Here is a 19,608-nt window from a genome sequence, read left to right on the forward strand (position 1 = left end):
AGGCCCTCGAGGAGGCCCGCACGCCGCCCTTTGGCGCCGGCAGCCGCATGGTGGTGCTGCAACGCAGTCCGTTTTGCAGCCAGTGCCCAGCTGAACTGGCCGAGCGTTTCGAGGCAGCCCTGGCCCAGGTGGCCGATGGCTGCCATCTTGTGCTGGTGAGTTCCGGCAAGCCGGATGCCCGGCTGCGCACCACCAAAGCCCTGCAGAAGCTGGTGAAGGCTGGCCAGGCCAGCGAGCAAAGCTTTGCCCTGCCAGCCATCTGGGACGGCGCCGGCCAGGTGGAGCTGGTGAGCCGCACGGCCCGGGAGCTGGGGCTGAAGCTGGAGCCAGCCGCAGCTGCAGCCCTCTCCGATGCCATCGGCAACGACAGCGCTCGCCTCGCCAGCGAGCTTGAAAAGCTCAGCCTCTACGCCAATCCCATCACCCTCGCCGCCGTGCAGGCCCTGGTGGGCGGTCAGACCACCAGCTCCCTCGCCGTGGGCGATGCCCTGCTGGCTGGCCAGCCAGCCGACGCCATTGCCCGGCTCGATGCCCTGTTGGAGGCCAACGAACCGGCCCTGCGCATCGTTGCCGCCCTCAGCAGCCAGATCCGCGGCTGGCTTTGGGTCACCCTGCTCGACCAACAAGGTGAAAGCGACGTAGCGGTGATCGCTAAAGCGGCCGGCATCGGCAACCCCAAACGCATCTACGTGATGCGCAAGCAGATCCGCGGCCGCCAGCCCGCCGTCTTCCTGCGCCTGCTCAGCCAGCTGCTTTCAGTGGAGGCTGCCCTGAAGCGGGGCAGTGATGCGGGCGATGCCTTCCGCGACGGCTTCCTGCTCAACGCTTAAGAGATCAAGACGGATAATTAGTCCTTCTTTCACTGACGCCAACCGCCGCACCCCGCCATGGCCCTGCTGGTTCAGAAGTTTGGCGGCACCTCGGTGGCCGATGTGGAGCGCATTCAGGCAGTGGCCCGCCGCATCGCCCGCAGCCGTGAAGACGGCCACGAGCTGGTGATTGTGGTTTCAGCGATGGGCCACACCACCGACCAGCTCACCGGCCTAGCCCGCGCCATCAGTAGCAACCCACCCCAGCGGGAGCTGGACATGCTGCTAGCCACCGGCGAGCAGGTATCGATCGCTCTTCTTTCCATGGCACTGCACGCCGAGGGCGTGCCGGCGGTGTCGATGACAGGCACCCAGGCGGGCATCGTCACCGAATCGGCCCACGGCCGCGCCCGCATCCTGGAGATCCGTACCGAACGGCTACGACGCCTACTCGCTGATGGTCAGGTGGTGGTGGTGGCTGGTTTCCAGGGCACCAGCAGCGGCGCCGGCGGCACCCCCGAGATCACCACCTTGGGCCGCGGCGGCTCCGACACCTCGGCGGTGGCCCTGGCAGCAGCCCTGGGCGCCGATACCTGCGAGATCTATACCGACGTCCCTGGGGTTCTAACCACCGACCCCCGCAAGGTGGCCGACGCCCAACTGATGGCCCAGGTGAGCTGCGATGAAATGCTCGAGCTGGCCAGCTTGGGGGCTTCGGTGCTGCACCCGCGGGCGGTGGAGATCGCCCGCAACTACGGCGTGCCCCTAGTGGTGCGCTCCAGCTGGAGCGAGCAGGCCGGCACCCTGCTCACCAGCGGCGCCCCCAGGCCAATTGGCCATGAGGGGCTGGAGCTGGGTAAGCCGGTGGATGGCGCCGAACTCCTAAAAAACCAGGCCGTGCTGGCCCTCGCCCACGTGCCCGACCGGCCCGGAGTGGCAGCCCAGCTGTTCGAGGCCCTCGGCGCCGCCGGCCTCAACGTGGATCTGATCGTGCAAGCCACCCACGAGGGCAGCTCGAACGACATCGCCTTCACCCTGGCCGCCGCTGAATGCGACCGGGCCCAGCTGGTGTGCCGCGAGGTGCTGGCAGGGCTGGGCGCGACCCTCAACGATGGCGGCGCCCAGCTGAGCGCCGAAGCCGGCTTGGCCAAGCTGAGCATCTCTGGAGCCGGGATCATGGGCCGGCCAGGGGTGGCTGCGCGGCTGTTCGACACCCTGGCCCGCTCAGGCATCAACCTGCGCCTGATTGCTACCAGCGAGGTGAAGGTGAGCTGCCTGGTGGCTGGAGACCAGGCGGATCGGGCCCTGCGGGCCGCTGCCGAAGCCTTCGAGCTGCCTGATCAGCAGCTGCGCCGCGATCCCAGGCCCTGCCATCAGGGGGATCCGGCCGTTCGCGGCGTTGCCCTCGACCGCGATCAGGCCCAGGTGGCAGTGAGGCGCCTGCCCGATCGCCCTGGCACCGCCGCGGCCGTCTGCCGCACCCTGGCCGACGCCAGCATCAGCCTCGACGCGATCGTGCAATCCGAGCGCACCCACGCGGGGCCAAGCCGCGATATGAGCTTCGTGCTCAAACGCGACGATCTGACGCGGGCACAGCAGACCCTGGCGCCCCTACTGCGGCAATGGCCCGGCTCCAGCTTCGAGGAGGGGCCCGCCATAGCCCGAATCAGCGCAGTAGGGGCAGGTATGCCATTCACCCCAGGCACCGCGGCCCGCATGTTCCGCTGCCTGGCTGACGCAGGCATCAACATCGAACTGATCGCCACCAGCGAGATCCGCACCAGCTGCGTCGTAGCCGAAACCGATGGGGTAGCAGCTCTACAGGCAGTGCACGCCGCATTTGCACTTGGAGGCATCGCGCAACATCGGGCCGAAGGCACCGTGGCGCCTGACGAGGTCGAGACGCCTAATTAAGTCCTCCCCACCAACTTCTGGCGCAGGTTTTTAATCTTGTCGCGCAAGTTGGCAGCCTCTTCAAACTGGAGGTTTTTGGCGGCGCCCTTCATCTTCTCTTCAAGCTGCTGAATTAGCTCCGGCAGGGCATCTAGGGGCACATTGTTGTGCTCGGCCTGCTCGGTGGCCTCCTCCAGCTGGTCGTCGTTGAGCCGCCGTGACATCTCCAGAAAGGAGAGAATCGAATTGCCGGCCCGCTTGCCTGCAGGGGTGGGGGTGATGCCGTGCTCAACGTTGTAGGCGTGCTGAATGGCGCGGCGACGCTCGGTTTCAGAGATGGCCTTAGCCATCGAATCGGTGAGGTTGTCAGCATAAAGAATCGCCATGCCCTCGATGTGGCGGGCAGCCCGGCCAATGGTCTGAACCAAGGAGCGCTCGGCCCGCAGGAAGCCCTCCTTATCGGCATCAAGAATCGCCACTAGCGACACCTCAGGCAGGTCCAATCCTTCCCGCAGTAAATTCACCCCCACCAGCACGTCGTATTCACCATTTCTGAGATCTTGGATGATCTCAATCCGCTCAATCGAATGAATCTCGGAGTGCAAATAGCGCACTCGCACGCCATTTTCAGCCAGATAATCGGTTAGATCTTCGGCCATGCGCTTGGTGAGCGTGGTCACAAGCACTCGCTCGTTCTTCTCCGCCCGCACCCGGATCTCGCCGAGCAGGTCGTCCACCTGTCCCTCACTGGGGCGCACCTCCACGATCGGATCGAGCACCCCGGTGGGGCGGATCACCTGCTGCACAATCTGGCCACTGCTCTGCTCCATCTCCCAGTTGCCTGGGGTGGCACTCACAAAGATCGTCTGCTGGGCCTTCTCCCAGAACTCCGAACCCTTGAGCGGCCTGTTGTCGGCAGCACTGGGCAGGCGGAAGCCGTGCTCAATCAGCACCTGCTTACGCGACTGGTCGCCGTTGTACATCGCCTGCAGCTGGGAGCAGGTGACGTGGCTCTCATCCACCACCAGCAGCCAGTCTTTAGGGAAATAGTCGATCAGGCATTCCGGCGGCGTGCCCGCCTCTCGCCCGGCCAAATGGCGGGCGTAGTTCTCCACGCCATTGCAGTAGCCCACCTGCTCGAGCATCTCCAGGTCATAGGTGGTGCGCTGCTCCAGCCGCTGGGCCTCAAGGAGCCGCCCCTGACCGTTGAGTACATCGAGCCGTTCACGCATCTCGTTGCGGATGGCCAAAATCGCGTCCGCCAGCCGCTCCTTTGGCGTCACAAAGTGCTTAGCCGGATAGATATTGATTGTGTCGAGGCTTTGCAGGATCTCCCCGGTGGTGGGATCCACGTAGCGGATCGCCTCCACCTCATCACCAAAGAGCTCAATACGCACCAGCCGGTCTTCATAGGCCGGGCCGATCTCCAGCACATCTCCCCGCACCCGAAAACGGCCGCGGGAAATCTCCAGGTCGTTGCGGGAATACTGGTTGTTTACCAACTCCCGCAAAGAGCCTCGCAAATTGAGGGTCTCGCCCACCTTGAACTTGACGGCAGCCTTTAGATATTCACTGGGAATACCTAAACCATAGATACAACTAATAGAAGCCACCACGATCACATCGTTGCGCTCAAACAGCGAACGGGTTGCCGAGTGGCGCAGCATGTCGACCTCTTCGTTGATCGAAGCTGTTTTGGCGATGTAGGTGTCGGAGACAGCCACATACGCCTCCGGCTGGTAATAGTCGTAGTAGCTGATGAAATATTCAACAGCATTATTCGGGAAGAACTCCCGCAGCTCATTGCAGAGCTGGGCCGCCAAGGTTTTGTTGTGGGCCAGCACCAAAGCAGGGCGCCCGGTCTGGGCGATCACATTGGCGATCGTGAAGGTCTTGCCGGTGCCGGTGGCGCCTAGCAGGGTCTGGTAGCGCTCGCCCCCATCAACACCCTGCACCAGCCCGGCAATGGCCGTGGGCTGATCTCCCTTGGGTTGGTAGGGGGCGTGGAGTTCAAACGGAACCATGCCCCCATTCTCGGGGTCAAACCACCGGAGCTGTGGTGATTAGGGCAGCTGCGCGAGTGAAGTCGACATCAAGGCCAAGGATCCGCAGGATCACGGCCGACAACACGGCATAGACAACGCCGCCGAGAATCGCGCTCACCACTCCGTTTTTGAGGCGGAATCCCTTGATCAACCAAGCCGCCAGACCAAACAGCACCACGGTGATTGCCCAGTTGAACAGCAGGCTCACCGGACTGATCAGGCCCCCCAGGCTGGTGACCGCCCACACCGGCCCCAGCAGCAGCTTCAGCGGCCAGATCAACAGGGTGCCCAGCAAGCCGATCACCACAGCGGAAAGCATGGCGATCGGGAAACTGCTCACCTCCACTCCCAAGGGAAGCCAGGCCACAATCAACAGCACAATGGCCCGAATCGGCCACTGCAATAGCCACATCAAAGAACCCATGAAAACGATGCGGGGATAATTGCCGCAAAGTAGTCATGGGTTCAGGCAGAAACCACTGAGCTTGGCGTTAAGCAACAACGATTGCGCCTGCAGGCATTCCCAGTGCCTCGCGTAGGCCGCGCACGACGGCCACCATGGCCAGCGGGTCGTTCAGCTTGTTGATCGCCGAACCAACCCCCACACCGGCGGCACCGGCGGCGATCGCCATCGGCACGGTAACGGCGGAAAGGCCAGAGGCACACAGCACCGGTGCGGCACTACCCGCTTCAACACTGCCAGCCGCAATCAAGGCGCGGCTGATGCTGTGGGCAGCGGCCAGGGTTGGAGCCGCCTTCTCAATTAGACCGAGGCTGCCGGCGCTGAAGGGCTTAGCGCTTGTGCCACCTTCGGTTTGGATGATGTCGGCACCGGCGGCCACCAGATCCACCGCCAGCTGCTCCTGCTGATCGAGGGGCAGCACATGGGGCACGGTGACGCTCAACACCACCTCGGGCAGCAACTCGCGAGTGCGGCGGGTGAGCTCAAGCACTTCGGCGGCATCGAAGATGCGACCGAGGGGATAAAAGGCGTCGTAGTTGCCAATTTCAACCATTTCCGCCCCGGCAGCCACAGCAGCGGCAAACAGCTCGGGCTCAACTGCGCTCACGCAGATTGGCAAACCGCTCACTGCAGCGGCCAGCTGCACCAGCTCCGGATCGCAGGCCACATCGATCAAATCGGCTCCGCCTTGGCCAGCGGCCCGGCAGATCCGCTCCACACTGGCAGCATCAAAATTGGTGAGACCAGCGATCACCTTGAGCAGGCGGCGATCAGCAAGCGCGGCTTGCAGGGCGGAGGGCAGCTGCTCAAGACGCGACTTCGCAACCATGGAAACGCAAGATTTGAATAGTGAATCGATTCTCCCACCCGGGCCGCGCTGGAGCCCGGACCACCTGCGGCTGCATCGCCATCTGCGTCACCATCCCGACCTGTTGCCGGCGGGAGCGCCGCTGCTGCTAGCCATCTCGGGTGGTCAAGATTCCATGGCCCTGCTGGCCCTGCTACGCGACCTGCAGCGCCTGCACCAATGGCCGCTGCACCTCTGGCACGGCGACCACCGCTGGCGGCCGGAGTCGGGCCAGGTGGCAGCGGAGCTGGCCGGCTGGTGCAGCGACCAGGGGCTCGAGCTGCACGTTTCCTCCTGGCTGAGGCCGCTGGAGGCAACCAGCGAAGCTGACGCCCGCCACTGGCGCTACGGCCAGTTGGCTGAGCAGGCCAGATGTTTGGGGGTGGGCCATGTGGTGACCGCCCACACCGCCAGCGATCGAGCCGAAACTCTGTTGCTGCACCTAGCCCGAGGAAGCCATCGCCGCGGCCTGGCGAGCCTGCGCAGCCTGCGCCCCCTCACCAGCCCATCGAGCCCGACCACCCATCCAAGCGAGCCAATCGCGCTGGCGCGGCCGCTGCTGCCCTTCTCCCGGGCCGACACCACCCGGCTTTGCGAGCAACTGACGCTGCCCGTGTGGCACGACCCGAGCAATACCGACCGCCGCTACAGCCGAAACCGAATCCGGGCCGAGGTGGTACCCGTGCTGGAGGAGCTCCATCCCGGCGCCGCCAAGAGGATCAGCGCCCAAGCAGAGCGGCTGGTGGAAGAGGTGGAGAGCCGCAACGAATTAGTGAATCTGGCCCTGCAAACTCTAAAAACAGCCGGGAGTCAGGCTGGGACACCAGGCCTACAGCGCCAGGAGTTGGGCCACCTAGCCGTAGCCAACCAGCGCCAACTGCTGCATCACTGGCTTGAGCAAAGCACCAGGCTGGCGCTCCCTGCCAGGCAACTCGAAGAACTATTGCGGCGGCTACAACCGGGCCATCCCCCAGGCCAGGCAGACCTAGGCGCGGATTGGCAGCTGCGCTGGGATCGCTGCACACTGTGGCTGCACCATCCCGCCGCACACCTGCCGCAATGACAACCTCGCCGAACTCGCTGCAACAGCGTTATGAGGCCATTGAGCGGGTTTACAGCGAACGCCAATGGGACGATGTGGCCCGCTTAAGCGAGGAGCTGCTGCTTGAGCTGCCCAACGAGCCCGCCGACCCCCTGCGCCAAAGACTGCAGCTCTTACTAGGCCACACCTACCTCTACGGCTACCAAGACAGAGCTACAGCAACCGGTTTTTACAGCCGCGTTCGAGCAGCCACGCAAGAACCCGTACTCCGGGATATCGCCGACCAGGGGCTGGAGCAATGCGCCAGCCAGGCAGCACAACTGGAAGTTGCACCGGAGCAAGCCTCGAATGCACCAAGCACTGGAGGCCAAGCCTTCCCCTTCGGCAATGAGCCAGTAGCGGGCGGAACAGTAATTACCAGCTCTGGCTCGGCCATGCCCTGGATGGAGCAACTTGGAGGCATCGAGGCGGCGGAGGTTCAGGTGCCCGTGCCGGCGCAGGTGCCGAATCTGGTAGTTGAAGTGGTCGATGAGCCAGAGCTGATCGAGGTGGCCCAGGCAGATGCGGCGACTGCTCAAGAGCTGGACGTCGCCGTGAGCAAAGAGAGCCTGGCTGAGCCAGAAGAGCGTTTTGCCAAGCAAGTCGGGGGACCTAGCCCCGAGGAGTTCGCCGAACTCTCCAAGGGGCTGCTGCGAGTGGTGATCCGCTGAGCTGGTGCTGGGGCCGATCAGCCCGCAATAGCTGCTGAACGGCGGCGCCGGGTACGGCCGGCGGGTTCCGGCTCGAGCTCTGCTGGGGCTGGGGCCGAAACCTCAGCAACTACAGCGGCTGGGGCGGCAGTAGGAGCAGACACAGGCGTGGCGGCAGGGGCGGCAGCTCCAACGGCAACCAGCTGACGCTGGGGTGCCGGCACGGCGCCATCACGGCCACGACCACCTCCATCACGGCCGCCTGCATCACGGGCAGAGCGACCCCGGGGAGCGGGGCGGCTGTCGGGTTCGGCGTCGGCGCGGCCCTTGTAAGCAGGCGTACCGGCAGGGGCTGGCTGCACCAGGCAAATGATCAACGGCTCCACCTGGAGCTCGCGGCGCAGGCGGCGTTGCAGACCCACCTCTACCTCTCGCTGCACACCGACCCAATCCACCTCAGGGGCCTTGCCACCGGTGTTGCGACAGAGCTGATTCCAGCGATTTTCCAGCACCCAGCCGATTTCGCGCTCGGCCCACATCGAGAGTCTGCGGGCATCAGCAGTGGTGACGACACCACGGATATTCACCCGCGGCGGCGCAGCCATCACACCGTCGGTGCTGATCACCGCAAGCAGAGTGATAACGCCGTCTTCTGCCAGCTGCTGGCGCTCCTTCAGCACCCGGGCATCAACAATGCCGTTGCGGGACGCATCCAGCAGTTCGATGCCGGCCTTGACGGGGTCGCCTTTACGGATCGAATCGGCAGTGAGCTCCACCACATCACCGTTGTCGATGATGAGCATGTTGTCGCCTGGTACCCCCATCGACTGGGCGGTTTTGCTGTGGGCCACGAGCATGCGGTGCTCGCCATGCACGGGCACAAAATACTTGGGCTTGGTTAGGGCCAGCATCAGCTTCTGGTCTTCCTGGAAGCCATGGCCAGAGACGTGAATACCCTCGCCCTTGCCATAAACCACCTTGGCGCCGAGCATCATCAGCCGGTCAATGGTGTTCACCACCGAGATGGTGTTGCCAGGGATCGGGCTGGCCGAGAAAATAATCGTGTCGGTGCTTTTCACCTGCACCTGGGGATGCTCACCACGGGAGATGCGGCTCAAAGCTGCCAGGGGCTCACCCTGGCTACCAGTCATCAGCAACAGAGTTTCGCGGTCGGGCAGATCGCGTATCTGCTTGATCGGCACAAAAAGATCATCGGGGGCGCGCATGTAACCCAACTCCCGCGCCTTGGCAATAACGTTGAGCATGGAGCGGCCCAGCAGTCCCACCTTGCGGCCGTTCTTGAGGGCAAGCTCCAGGATCATCGACACCCGGTGAATCGAGCTGGCGAAGGTGGTGATGATCACCCGGCCTTCAGCCTGGGAAATATGGCGATCCAGGCAAGGGAACACTGAACGCTCGGGAGGGCAGAAGCCCGGCACCTCGGCGTTGGTGGAGTCGCTGAACAGGCAAAGCACCCCCTTGTCGCCGTAATGGGCGAGGCGAGCCATGTCGAAGGTCTCGCCATCCACCGGTGTGTGGTCAAATTTGAAGTCGCCGGTGAAGATCACCGTGCCCACAGGGGTGGTGATGGCCAGCGAGAAGCTGTCGGCCATCGAGTGGGTGTTGCGGATGAACTCCACTGAAAAATGTTGGCCCACCTTCACCACATCGCGGGGCGCGACGGTTTGAAGGATGGTGCGATCCATCACACCGGCCTCCTCCATCTTGCCGGTGAGCATGGCCAGCGCTAGGCGCGGTCCATGAATCACGGGGATGCTGAAGTTTTTAAGGTGGTGGGCAATACCACCAATGTGATCTTCGTGACCGTGGGTCACGATCATGCCGCGAATCCGCTTCTGGTTTTCCTTGAGATAGCTGGTATCTGGCATCACCACATTGACGCCATGCATCCCATCACTTGGGAAAGCCAATCCAGCATCCACCAACATGATGTCGTCGCCGTACTCGAACACGCAGGTGTTCTTGCCGATCTCGTGCAGGCCGCCCAGGGGAATCACCCGCAGGTGGGGGGGCTTGGTGGCAATCTGACTGGTGCCCTGGGCTCTGCCGTTGGAACTGGTCATGGAGAAGGAGTTTTAGGGAAAAGGAACAAACTGAATCGATCTGGTCTCAAGCCTTGGCGTCAGGTAGGACGCAGGGCGGCCAGGGTTTCGGAGAGGCGTTGTCGCACGTCGGTGGTGGCGGAAAGCAGGGGAAGACGGGGTGCACCCACGGGCCAGCCGCTGAGCTCCAAGGCGGCTTTGACGGGGATCGGGTTGGTGCTGCAGAAAAGGGACTTGCACAGCGGCAGCAGCTGGTCGTGCAGAGCCAGGGCCTGGGCCAAATCCCCCGCATAGAAGGCGCGCACCATGGCGCTGATCTCAGCGCCGGCCAGGTGGCTGGCCACACTCACCACTCCCACAGCACCAACGGCAAGCATCGGCAGGGTGAGGGCGTCGTCACCGCTATAAATCGCCAGACGGTCGCCGCACAGGGCCCGCAGGGCGCTCACTTCTTCTGTGCTGCCGCTAGCAGCCTTGAAACTCACCACGTTGGCGCAGTCGAGCAAGCGGGCCACGGTGGCTGGCTCCAGGCTGGTGCCTGTACGACCAGGGATGTTGTAAAGCATCAGGGGCAGCTGGGGTGCCGCCGCTGCCACAGCGCGGAAATGGGCCTCAAGGCCGTCCTGGGGGGGCTTGTTGTAGTACGGCACTACCACTAGGGCGCCGTCCGCACCGAGGGCCGCCGCCTGCCGCGTCGCCTCCACCGCTTCGGCGGTGCAATTGCTGCCACTTCCCGCCAGCACGCTGGCCCGATGCCCAACCGCTTGCTTCACGGCAACTAAAAGAGCGTGCTGTTCGTCCCAGCTGAGCGTGGGTGATTCGCCAGTGGTGCCGCACACCACGATTCCATCGGAGCCCTGGTTGATCAGATGCTCTGCCAGCTGGGCCGCAAGGCCCAGATCCACCGAACCATCGGCGGCGAAGGGGGTCACCATCGCCGTCAGCACGCGGCCAAATAGCGGAGTGGCTGGCTGGATAGGGCTCAAGCAGCACCTCCGGGCAAAACCGCTTCAGTTCCAGCCGCCGGACCCTGGATCAACAGCTCGGCAATCTGGATCGCATTGAGAGCCGCACCCTTGCGGATCTGATCACCGCAGAGCCACAGCTCCAGGGCATTGGCATCACTGAGGTCCTGGCGGATACGTCCCACCGCCACCGGATCGCGGCCCGTCACATCCGTGGGCATCGGGAAACGGTTGGCCTCAAAGTTTTCCAGCAGCTCCACGCCGGGGGCATCAGCCAGCAGGGCTCTGGCCTCCTGCACCGGGAAGGGCTCATGAAATTCAATATTTACAGCCTCTGAATGGGCCCGCAGCACCGGCACCCGCACACAGGTAGCCGAAAGTCGCAGCTCCGGCGTGCCCATGATCTTGCGGGTTTCGTTGAGCATCTTCAGCTCCTCCTCGCAATAACCGTTGTCCTGCAGCGGAGAGTTGTGCAGAAAAAGGTTGAAGGCCAGGGAGTGGGGCAGCACCTCACTCACTGGCTCACCTCCATCGAGCACGGTCCGGCTGAGCTGGCGCAGCTCCTCCATCGCGCGGGCACCGGCGCCGCTGGCGCTCTGATAAGTGCTCACCAGCACACGCCGAATTGCCCGACGCGCCGCCAAGGGGGCCAAAACCAGGGTGAGCAGAATTGTTGTGCAGTTGGGGTTGGCAATGATGCCCCGATGGGCAAAAGCAGCCTCGGGGTTCACTTCTGGAACCACCAACGGCACCTCCGGATCCATTCGGAAGGCGCTGGAGTTATCGATCACCACGGCGCCAGCCCGGGCCGCCACCGGGGCCCACTGGCGCGACACCGAGCCGCCCGCTGAAGCCAACACCACATCCACCCCTTCAAAAGCTGAGGCGTCCACGGGCCGGATCGCCAGCGATGTGCCCTGCCAGGCAAGGCTTTGACCAGCGGAACGGGGTGACGCCAGGGGAATCAGCTCAGCCACAGGAAAGTCGCGCTCAGCGAGCAGCTCGAGTAATTCCTGGCCAACGGCACCGGTCGCACCGAGCACCGCAACCCTCAAGGGGCGACTGGGCAGGCAGGGAGATGGCGGGGCAGGGAAGGGCTGGGCGGCGGTCAAGGGAGCGAGAAAGGAATCAAAACTCGGTGGCGGAGCTGGTGATCAAACGTCAAACCAGCTAGGGGCGGAAAGCTGCAACAAAGAAACCGGCCATGGTCGAAGCCGTTGTTTGCTGATTCGGGACCTATCGCTTTCGTCGTGCGCCGAACTGACAATACGCGCTGGGAGCTCGGAACGGCCGCTTTCTAGGATCGGGGTCTGCAACTGTTTTCCATGAGCTCAGCCTCCGCCCCCGCCGCCAGCCCGCTGTCGATAAAAGCCAGTCCCCGTCCGGGCAGCCGCGTGGCCCTCGAGGTGGCCATCCCCGGCGGCCGCAGCCAGGCCAGCTATGACGCCGCCGTGGACAAGCTGAGTCGCAGCATCAAGCTTCCCGGCTTTCGCAAGGGCAAGGTGCCCCGGCCCGTGTTGCTCCAGCAGATCGGCCCCCTGCGCATCCGCGCCACCGCCCTAGAAGACCTAGTGGACGCCGCTTTCCGGGATGCTGTTAGCCAAGAAATGGTGGCAGCCATCGGCAGGCCCGAGCTCACCGAAGGCTTTGAAGTCGTGATGGAACGCTTCGAGCCCGGCAGCGCCCTCACCATCACCCTGGAGCTCGACGTCGAGCCCACACCAAAACTCAAGTCCACCAAGGGGCTAAAGGCTGAGGCCGAGGCAATCAGCTTCGATCCAGCCCGCATAGATGAACTGATCGAGCAGTCGCGCAAGCAGCTGGCCACCCTGGTGCCGGTAGAAGGCCGCCCCGCCGCCAGCGGCGATGTGGCGGTGCTCAGCTTCAGCGGCATCTACGTGGATAGCGGCGAGGCCATCAGTGGTGGCAGCAGCGATGCCATGGAAGTCGAGCTGGAGGAGGGCCGGATGATCCCCGGCTTCGTAGAGGGCGTAATCGGCATGGCTATCGGCGCTAGCAAAACCATCGACTGCCAGTTCCCGGAGAGCTACCCCCAAGAGGAGGCCGCCGGCCGCCAGTCGCGCTTCGAGATCAGCCTGAAAGACCTCAAGTGCCGGGAACTACCCGCCCTTGACGACTCCTTTGCCCAGCAGGCCAGCGACAAAGCCACCCTGGCCGAACTGCGCAGCGATCTGGAAACCCGCCTCAAGGACGACGCCGAGCGCCGGGCTAAGGCCAGCCGCCACGACGCCCTGCTCGCTGCCCTAGTGCAAGAGCTTGAAGTGGAACTACCCGAAACCCTGGTTCAACAGGAAATCCGCAACCTGGTGGAGCAGACAGCTGGACAGATCGCCCAGCAGGGCATGGACGTCAAAAAGCTGTTCACCCCGGACCTGGTGCGCTCATTGATGGACACCTCCCGGCCGGAGGCAGAGGAGCGCCTGCGCCGCAGCCTGGCCCTCAAGGCCCTCGCCGCCGCCGAGGCGATCGAGGTGGAAGCCAAGGAGCTCGAAACCAAGATCAAAGAGATCAGCCGCGGCCTGAGCCAGCAGGGCAACATCGATCCCGAAAGATTGCGTCTGGCCGTTGCCGACGACCTGCTGCGCGACAAGCTGCTGGAGTGGCTTGAGGCCAACAGCACCATCACCGAAAAGGCTGCCACCCCAGCCGACGCCGACCCTGACGCAGCAGGCGAGGAGCAGGCAAAGACCAAAGCGAAAGCCAAGGCCAAACCAGCCAAAGCCCAATAGCCACAGCCAGGACCAATAGATTGGTCCTCCGAGAGCTTCCCCGCGCGTGATCGACGCCACCCTTCGCCATCCCGTCCACAGCAGCTGGAGCCCCAGTGGCTCCCCCGGGGTGCTGCCCACGGTTGTGGAGCAGTCGGGCAAGGGCGACCGCGCCTTCGATATCTATTCGCGCCTGCTGCGCGAGCGGATCATCTTTCTGGGCACCGGCATCGACGATCAGGTGGCCGATTCCCTAGTCGCCCAGCTGCTGTTCCTCGAAGCCGAGGATCCGGAGAAGGACATCCAGATTTACGTGAACTCCCCAGGCGGCTCAGTGACCGCCGGCTTGGCGATCTACGACACGATGCAGCAGGTCTCCCCAGACGTGGTGACCATTTGCTACGGCCTGGCCGCATCCATGGGTGCCTTCCTGCTCTCGGGTGGCACCAAGGGCAAGCGCCTGGCCCTGCCCAATGCCCGGATCATGATTCACCAACCCCTCGGCGGCGCCCAGGGCCAGGCAGTGGACATTGAAATCCAGGCCAAGGAGATTCTTTTCCTCAAGGACACCCTCAACGGTCTGATGGCTGAACACACCGGTCAGCCCCTCGAAAAAATCACCGAAGACACTGACCGCGACTACTTCCTTTCCCCCGCAGAGGCGGTTGAATACGGCCTGATCGATCGGGTCGTGACCGAATCCCCTGCCGCCACAGCTGCTGAGTGATTCCTTCCGGTTTGATCCTTAAGGTCAGCTGACGATCCATTATTTCCTGTCGATCCTGGAATCAGGACTCCCCTGCCCATGGCCAAGTTCGACGCCCACCTGAAGTGCTCGTTCTGCGGCAAGTCGCAAGAACAGGTGCGCAAGCTGATCGCCGGCCCGGGTGTCTACATCTGCGATGAATGTATCGATCTCTGCAACGAGATCCTGGATGAGGAGCTGGTAGACGGCCATAGCGGCACAGCCAGTGGAGGCGGGAGCGGCCGCCATGCCGCCGACTCCAGCCGCGGTAAGGCCCCCAGCAAAAAAACAACCAAACCCGCTCCAACTCTGGCGGAGGTGCCCAAGCCCCAGGAGATCAAGGCCTTTCTCGACCGCCAGGTGGTGGGCCAGAACGAAGCCAAGAAAAATCTTTCCGTAGCTGTTTATAACCACTACAAACGCCTGGCCTGGCAAGGCGATGGCAAGGGCGAAACCGACCAGACAGCCACCAAGCTGCACAAGAGCAACATCCTGCTGATCGGCCCCACCGGCTGCGGCAAAACGCTCCTGGCCCAGACCCTGGCCGAAATGCTCGATGTGCCCTTTGCGGTGGCCGACGCCACCACCCTTACCGAGGCGGGCTACGTCGGAGAAGACGTGGAAAACATTCTGCTGCGGCTGCTGCAGAAAGCGGATCAGGATGTGGAACAGGCCCAGCGGGGCATCATCTACATCGATGAAATCGACAAGATCGCCCGCAAGAGCGAAAACCCCTCCATCACCCGGGACGTCTCCGGAGAAGGGGTGCAGCAGGCATTGCTGAAAATGCTCGAAGGCACCGTGGCCAACGTGCCGCCGCAGGGAGGCCGAAAGCATCCTTACCAGGAATGCATTCAGATCGACACCAGTCAGATCCTGTTCATCTGCGGTGGTGCCTTCGTCGGCCTCGAAGATGTGGTGCAGAAGCGGATGGGCCGCAACTCCATCGGTTTCCTCAGTGCCGATGGCAGCAGCCGACCCCGCGGCGGCAAGGATCGCCATGCAGCCGAGGTGCTGCGCCATCTGGAGCCCGACGACCTAGTGCGCTACGGCCTGATCCCCGAATTCATTGGTCGGCTACCGGTTAGTGCGGTGCTTGAGCCCCTCGACACACCAGCCCTGCAAGCCATTCTCACCGAGCCCCGGGATGCCCTGATCAAGCAGTTCCAAACCCTGCTGAGCATGGACAACGTGCAGCTCGATTTCGAAGCCGGCGCTGTTGAAGCGATTGCCATCGAGGCCCATCGCCGCAAGACGGGCGCCCGGGCCCTGCGCGGCATCGTCGAAGAGCTAATGCTCGACCTGATGTACGACCTGCCCTCCCGCAACGACGTCAAGAGCTTCACCGTGACCCGGGAGCTGGTGGAGCAGCGCAGCAAGGGCAAAGTGGTGCCCCTCGGCAGCGCCAACCTGGATTCGCCACAGCAGGCCAGCGCCTGATCGGGCCCGCACCGATGTCCGCAGCTGACCACTTACAGGTACCGCGCCAGCACGGTCTGTTCTTGCATCACGGCATCGATCTAGGCGACGGCAGCGTGGCCCACTACCTGGAAGGGCGCGAAATCCTGCGCAGCCCCCTGGCCGATTTCAGCCGCGGCGAACCTGTAGCGGTGGTTCCCTATGCCGCGGGCGACTGCTCCCCGGCCGGCGTGACCCTGCGGCGGGCCATGGGGCGCCTGGGCGAACAGAATTACAACTTGCTGTTCAACAACTGCGAACACTTCGCCCATTGGTGCAAGACCGGCCGGCATCGCAGCGCCCAGGTCGAGGATTTGCTGCACACCGGCAGCCTCGGGGCCCTGGCCATCGGTCAGTGGGTGCCAGCGGCCATGCTCAGTGCTGCCCGAATGCTGCTGCGCCAGGGCAACCTGGCCGAACTCGACAAGCTGCGCCAAGGCCTGCAGCAGAAATTGGAGCAGGAGCTTGGCCGGGCTGAAGCTCGCTGGGGTCAAGACCGCTTCGAAAACCTGAGGCTGGCGGCCCAGAAACTGGCCGACCAACTCACGGCCGTGGAAGAACTGGAAGAGCGGCTAAGGCGCCAGCTCGAACCGGACCAGGGCCACTAATCTCAAGCCTCAGCTTCATGAGCCCAACGGCGATCTCCAGCTACCAACCCCTCCACCACAAATACCGTCCCCAGCGCTTCGACCAGCTGGTGGGGCAGGAGGCGATCGCCGCCACCCTGGGCAACGCCCTGCGCACCGGCCGGATTGCGCCGGCCTATCTGTTTTGTGGCCCCCGCGGCACGGGTAAAACCTCCAGCGCCCGCATCCTGGCCCGCTCCCTCAACTGCATCGGCAGCGATGGGCCCACCCCCGAGCCCTGTGGCGTCTGCGAGCTCTGCACCTCCATCGCCGCCGGCAATGCCCTCGATGTAATCGAGATCGATGCCGCCTCCAACACCGGCGTCGACAACATCCGCGAGCTGATCGAGCGCTCCCGCTTCGCTCCGGTGCAGGCCCGCTGGAAGGTGTATGTGGTGGACGAGTGCCACATGCTCTCGACCGCCGCCTTCAACGCCCTGCTCAAAACCTTGGAGGAGCCACCGCCGCGGGTGGTGTTCGTGCTGGCCACCACCGACCCGCAGCGGGTACTCGCCACGATCCTGAGCCGCTGTCAACGCTTCGATTTCCGCCGCATCCCCCTGCAGGCCCTCGAGCAACACCTCAGCTGGATCGCTGAGCAGGAGCAGATCGGCATCACTCCAGAAGCCCTGCACGTGGTGGCCCAGCGAGCCCAGGGGGGCCTGCGGGATGCGGAGAGCCTGCTAGATCAGCTCAGTCTGCTGCCGGCGCCGATCGAGGCCACAGCGGTATGGGAGCTGCTGGGGGCTGTACCGGAGCAGGAACTACTGGCCCTAGCCGGTGCCCTGGCCAGTTGCGATCCCCTCGCCCTGCTGGAGGGTTGCCGCGAGCTGCTGGAGCGGGGCCGGGAGCCCGCCGCCGTGCTGCAGGGGCTCGTCAGCCTGCTGCGGGATCTAGTGCTGGCTGGCACGGCGCCCGACCGCCTAGAGCTCACCAGCGTGTCGCCCCAGTTCCGCCAAGCCCTTCCCGATCTGGCCCGCTCCCTCGGCAAAGCCCGGCTACTGCAGTGGCAGGCTCAGCTAAGGGGCAGCGAGCAGCAGCTGCGCCACAGCGTCAACCCGCGCCTGTGGCTAGAGGTGCTGCTGTTGGGTCTGCTGGCCGAGCCAGTAGCTGCCGCCCAGCCAATCTCTGCCGCAGCCCCCACCGCAACTGCGCCTGCAGTTGCACCGCTGGTTGCACCCCCAATCGCACCGGCGGTCGCGCCAGCAGCCGCCCCAATCCCGACTCCGGCTCCAGCCCCAGCTCCGGTGAGCGACGAGCCCAACAGCTCCGCCAAACTGCCGGAGCTCTGGCAGCAAATCCTGGCGGGCCTGGAGCTTCCCTCTACGCGAATGCTGCTGTCCCAACAGGCCCGGCTGGTGCGCCTCGATGAGCGCCGCGCCGTGGTGCAGGTGGCCGGCAACTGGATGGCCATGGTGCAGAGCCGCCTGCCCCTGCTGGAAGCAGCGGTAGCTAAGGCCCTAGGCAGCCCCCGCCAGCTCACATTGGAAGGGGGTGGGGAGAGCGCCGCACCAACTGTCACCGCCCCCGGTGCCGCCACCCCCAGACCGACACCACCACCGCCAACGCCAGCACCACTACCAAGCCCAGCAGCCCTACCAAGCCCAGTAGCCCTGCCAAGCCCAGCAGCGAATCAAGCCCCAGCTCCCCTACCAACCCCAGCAGCCAATCCGCCACCCGCGGCAGTTACTGCGCCCCCCTTAGCCGCACCCCTCGATGACAAGGCCAGAAGGCTGGCGGAGTTCTTCAATGGCGAAGTAGTTGAACTCGATGGGCCGCTCGACGAATTAACTGGCGATGCATTGACTTGCGATGCAGAGGAGGCGGCAGCCTGAGCGGGGCCAGCACAATTTTGTAAGCAGGTAATCAGGCGGTTGCCGGATCTTCGATTTGGGACTCTTCCTCCTCGCCGAGGTGCATGGTCTTTGCCCAAACCAGGCTCTTGGGAAGCAGGGCCATGCGGAGAGTGGTCCAGGGAATCACCACAAACCAGTGGCTCAAATAGGCAATGCCCAGGAGCAGGTTCCAGACGTTCATGGCCGGCAGGGCCGGGCCCTCGCTAGGGCGACGACAACCGGCCAAAATCGCCCCTCCAGAGAGCCCAAAGGCAACAAAGGAAAGGGGCCAGATGGTTGGGCGGGTGCCCGTAATCACGGCGCCGATCAAATCGGCAATCGCCACCACCGGCAAAAAGTATTGGAGCAGGAAGAAGCTGGTTAAATCAAGCTTCTGACTTGCGCTTAGACGCTCAGAAATCAGGCCGGGCCAGTAATCGAAGAAGCGCTGCAAACCGCCTTCAGCCCAACGCTGACGCTGACGCCAGAGGGCAGCCACACTCAGCACCGCCTCTTCCTGTACCGGCGGATCCCAGAGGATGCCAATCGGCTGGCCGTCGAGAAGCAGCCTGAAACTGAGGTCTAGGTCGTCGGTGACCGTGTCCTCGTTGAAACCACCGCTACTGAGCAGGGCGTCCCGGCGTAGCAGCTGGCCATTGCCGCGCAACTCGGCTACGCCTCCAACTGCTAAGCGACCCTGCTGGATCACGGCGTCGAGGGCCATCTCCATGGCTTGGGCCCGGGTCAGCCAATTGGCGGTGGCATTCACCTCAGCTTTGCGCAACTGCACGGCCGACCAGCCACCAGCTTCCGCGTAGGGAATCAGCCGCTCCAGGGTGTCGCTCTGAAGGTCCGCATCAGCGTCGAGCACGAACATCCAGCGGCCCTGAAGCTGCTGCAGCACAAGATTTAGAGCGCCCGATTTGCCGCCGCCGGCATCTGGCTCACGCCGCAATACCTGCAGAAAAGGATGACGCTCCTGCAGCTCAGCCAAAACCTGAGGAGTCCGATCGCTGCTGGCGTCGTCAATTACCCAGAGCCGCATCTGCCCCTGCGGGTAGTTCAACTGAGCAATGCGCTCCACCAAGCGGCCAATAACTGCCTGCTCATCGCGGGCCGCCACCACCACGTCCACTGCGGGCAGGGGTTCGGCCCCTTGAGCGGCGGAGGCTTGAGCTGGTTCAGAGCTGCCTATCGCACCAAAAACCTGGCGCAACACGGTGCGCAGGCTGTAGCCCCCAAGCAGCACGGCCAGGGTGAGAGCCGGGATCAGGCGCAGCGACTCATGGAGCCAATGGGGAGCCATTCCCGCCCAGCCGCAGCCGATCAGGAACAGGGCCGACTTGCCGCGACGGTGATCGGTGGTACGGCCACCCGCAGCCATGGCGATCCCGAAAGT

The 19,608-nt window shown here is 63.9% G+C and carries 16 protein-coding genes; 9 read left to right on the forward strand and 7 right to left on the reverse strand.

Annotated elements, in window-relative coordinates; genetic code table 11:
* A partial coding sequence (gene holA, locus KBY74_RS04810) for a DNA polymerase III subunit delta (protein WP_254941729.1) occupies positions 1-830 on the forward strand: 830 nt, incomplete at its 5' end.
* 57 nt (positions 831-887) lie between these two features.
* Entirely contained in the window at positions 888-2,723 is a 1,836-nt protein-coding gene (locus KBY74_RS04815; RefSeq protein ID WP_254941730.1) for an aspartate kinase, read from the forward strand.
* On the opposite strand, the gene uvrB is transcribed toward KBY74_RS04815, so the two are convergent.
* The 3 genes from uvrB to KBY74_RS04830 form a co-directional block, all read right to left on the reverse strand.
* Positions 2,720-4,726 (reverse strand): excinuclease ABC subunit UvrB, encoded by a 2,007-nt coding sequence (gene uvrB / locus KBY74_RS04820; protein ID WP_254941731.1) that lies wholly within the window; start codon positions 4,724-4,726, stop codon positions 2,720-2,722. The genes KBY74_RS04815 and uvrB overlap by 4 nt on opposite strands.
* A gap of 16 nt (positions 4,727-4,742) precedes the next feature.
* Positions 4,743-5,171, reverse strand: a complete 429-nt coding sequence (locus tag KBY74_RS04825; RefSeq protein WP_106632469.1) for a phage holin family protein — start codon at positions 5,169-5,171, stop codon at positions 4,743-4,745.
* A gap of 67 nt (positions 5,172-5,238) precedes the next feature.
* Complete coding sequence (locus KBY74_RS04830; RefSeq protein ID WP_254941732.1) at positions 5,239-6,039, reverse strand: DUF561 domain-containing protein; 801 nt, start codon at positions 6,037-6,039, stop codon at positions 5,239-5,241.
* Here KBY74_RS04830 and tilS point away from each other — a divergent pair.
* Positions 6,038-7,120, forward strand: coding sequence for a tRNA lysidine(34) synthetase TilS (gene tilS, locus KBY74_RS04835; protein ID WP_254941733.1), 1,083 nt, complete (start codon positions 6,038-6,040; stop codon positions 7,118-7,120). The genes KBY74_RS04830 and tilS overlap by 2 nt on opposite strands.
* Complete coding sequence (locus KBY74_RS04840) at positions 7,117-7,809, forward strand: hypothetical protein (RefSeq protein WP_254941734.1); 693 nt, start codon at positions 7,117-7,119, stop codon at positions 7,807-7,809. The genes tilS and KBY74_RS04840 overlap by 4 nt, the downstream gene beginning before the upstream one ends.
* 17 nt (positions 7,810-7,826) lie before the next feature.
* On the opposite strand, the gene KBY74_RS04845 is transcribed toward KBY74_RS04840, so the two are convergent.
* The 3 genes from KBY74_RS04845 to KBY74_RS04855 are packed head-to-tail and all read right to left on the reverse strand — an operon-like array spanning position 7,827 to position 11,928.
* On the reverse strand, positions 7,827-9,872 hold the full coding sequence (locus KBY74_RS04845) for a ribonuclease J (protein ID WP_254941735.1): 2,046 nt from the start codon (positions 9,870-9,872) through the stop codon (positions 7,827-7,829).
* Between the two features lie 59 nt (positions 9,873-9,931).
* Complete coding sequence (dapA, locus tag KBY74_RS04850) at positions 9,932-10,837, reverse strand: 4-hydroxy-tetrahydrodipicolinate synthase (protein WP_254941736.1); 906 nt, start codon at positions 10,835-10,837, stop codon at positions 9,932-9,934.
* Positions 10,834-11,928 (reverse strand): aspartate-semialdehyde dehydrogenase, encoded by a 1,095-nt coding sequence (locus KBY74_RS04855; RefSeq protein WP_254941737.1) that lies wholly within the window; start codon positions 11,926-11,928, stop codon positions 10,834-10,836. The genes dapA and KBY74_RS04855 overlap by 4 nt, the downstream gene beginning before the upstream one ends.
* Before the next feature lie 213 nt (positions 11,929-12,141).
* Between KBY74_RS04855 and tig the strand changes: the two genes are divergently transcribed.
* The 5 genes from tig (at position 12,142) to KBY74_RS04880 (ending at position 18,209) form a co-directional block, all read left to right on the forward strand.
* Positions 12,142-13,566 carry a trigger factor gene (tig, locus tag KBY74_RS04860; RefSeq protein WP_254941738.1) on the forward strand — a complete coding sequence of 475 codons (1,425 nt, stop codon included), beginning with the start codon at positions 12,142-12,144 and terminating at the stop codon, positions 13,564-13,566.
* A 46-nt stretch (positions 13,567-13,612) separates the two neighbouring features.
* On the forward strand, positions 13,613-14,272 hold the full coding sequence (clpP, locus tag KBY74_RS04865) for an ATP-dependent Clp endopeptidase proteolytic subunit ClpP (RefSeq protein ID WP_106632476.1): 660 nt from the start codon (positions 13,613-13,615) through the stop codon (positions 14,270-14,272).
* A gap of 78 nt (positions 14,273-14,350) precedes the next feature.
* Complete coding sequence (clpX, locus tag KBY74_RS04870) at positions 14,351-15,730, forward strand: ATP-dependent protease ATP-binding subunit ClpX (RefSeq protein WP_254941739.1); 1,380 nt, start codon at positions 14,351-14,353, stop codon at positions 15,728-15,730.
* Between the two features lie 14 nt (positions 15,731-15,744).
* Positions 15,745-16,356 (forward strand): lecithin retinol acyltransferase family protein, encoded by a 612-nt coding sequence (locus KBY74_RS04875; RefSeq protein ID WP_106632478.1) that lies wholly within the window; start codon positions 15,745-15,747, stop codon positions 16,354-16,356.
* Between the two features lie 17 nt (positions 16,357-16,373).
* Positions 16,374-18,209, forward strand: a complete 1,836-nt coding sequence (locus KBY74_RS04880; RefSeq protein ID WP_254941740.1) for a DNA polymerase III subunit gamma/tau — start codon at positions 16,374-16,376, stop codon at positions 18,207-18,209.
* A gap of 31 nt (positions 18,210-18,240) precedes the next feature.
* Here the strand turns inward: KBY74_RS04880 and KBY74_RS04885 are convergent, their stop codons facing one another.
* The gene (locus KBY74_RS04885) at positions 18,241-19,593 is read right to left on the reverse strand and encodes a glycosyltransferase family 2 protein (protein ID WP_254941741.1); all 1,353 of its coding nucleotides are present in this window, start codon (positions 19,591-19,593) and stop codon (positions 18,241-18,243) included.
* Positions 19,594-19,608 lie beyond the last annotated feature (15 nt).

Source organism: Cyanobium sp. A1C-AMD (genome assembly GCF_024346495.1).
Classification (GTDB): domain Bacteria; phylum Cyanobacteriota; class Cyanobacteriia; order PCC-6307; family Cyanobiaceae; genus Cyanobium_A; species Cyanobium_A usitatum.

What these genes read in the sequence shown, in the direction of transcription:
- KBY74_RS04845 (WP_254941735.1), bottom strand. Translation starts at nt 9,872, where the DNA reads ATGACCAGTTCCAACGGCAGAGCCCAGGGCACCAGTCAGATTGCCACC.
- tig (WP_254941738.1), top strand. Translation starts at nt 12,142, where the DNA reads ATGAGCTCAGCCTCCGCCCCCGCCGCCAGCCCGCTGTCGATAAAAGCC.
- KBY74_RS04815 (WP_254941730.1), top strand. Translation starts at nt 888, where the DNA reads ATGGCCCTGCTGGTTCAGAAGTTTGGCGGCACCTCGGTGGCCGATGTG.
- tilS (WP_254941733.1), top strand. Translation starts at nt 6,038, where the DNA reads ATGGAAACGCAAGATTTGAATAGTGAATCGATTCTCCCACCCGGGCCG.
- KBY74_RS04840 (WP_254941734.1), top strand. Translation starts at nt 7,117, where the DNA reads ATGACAACCTCGCCGAACTCGCTGCAACAGCGTTATGAGGCCATTGAG.
- KBY74_RS04830 (WP_254941732.1), bottom strand. Translation starts at nt 6,039, where the DNA reads ATGGTTGCGAAGTCGCGTCTTGAGCAGCTGCCCTCCGCCCTGCAAGCC.
- KBY74_RS04825 (WP_106632469.1), bottom strand. Translation starts at nt 5,171, where the DNA reads ATGGGTTCTTTGATGTGGCTATTGCAGTGGCCGATTCGGGCCATTGTG.
- KBY74_RS04880 (WP_254941740.1), top strand. Translation starts at nt 16,374, where the DNA reads ATGAGCCCAACGGCGATCTCCAGCTACCAACCCCTCCACCACAAATAC.
- clpX (WP_254941739.1), top strand. Translation starts at nt 14,351, where the DNA reads ATGGCCAAGTTCGACGCCCACCTGAAGTGCTCGTTCTGCGGCAAGTCG.
- KBY74_RS04875 (WP_106632478.1), top strand. Translation starts at nt 15,745, where the DNA reads ATGTCCGCAGCTGACCACTTACAGGTACCGCGCCAGCACGGTCTGTTC.
- uvrB (WP_254941731.1), bottom strand. Translation starts at nt 4,726, where the DNA reads ATGGTTCCGTTTGAACTCCACGCCCCCTACCAACCCAAGGGAGATCAG.
- KBY74_RS04885 (WP_254941741.1), bottom strand. Translation starts at nt 19,593, where the DNA reads ATGGCTGCGGGTGGCCGTACCACCGATCACCGTCGCGGCAAGTCGGCC.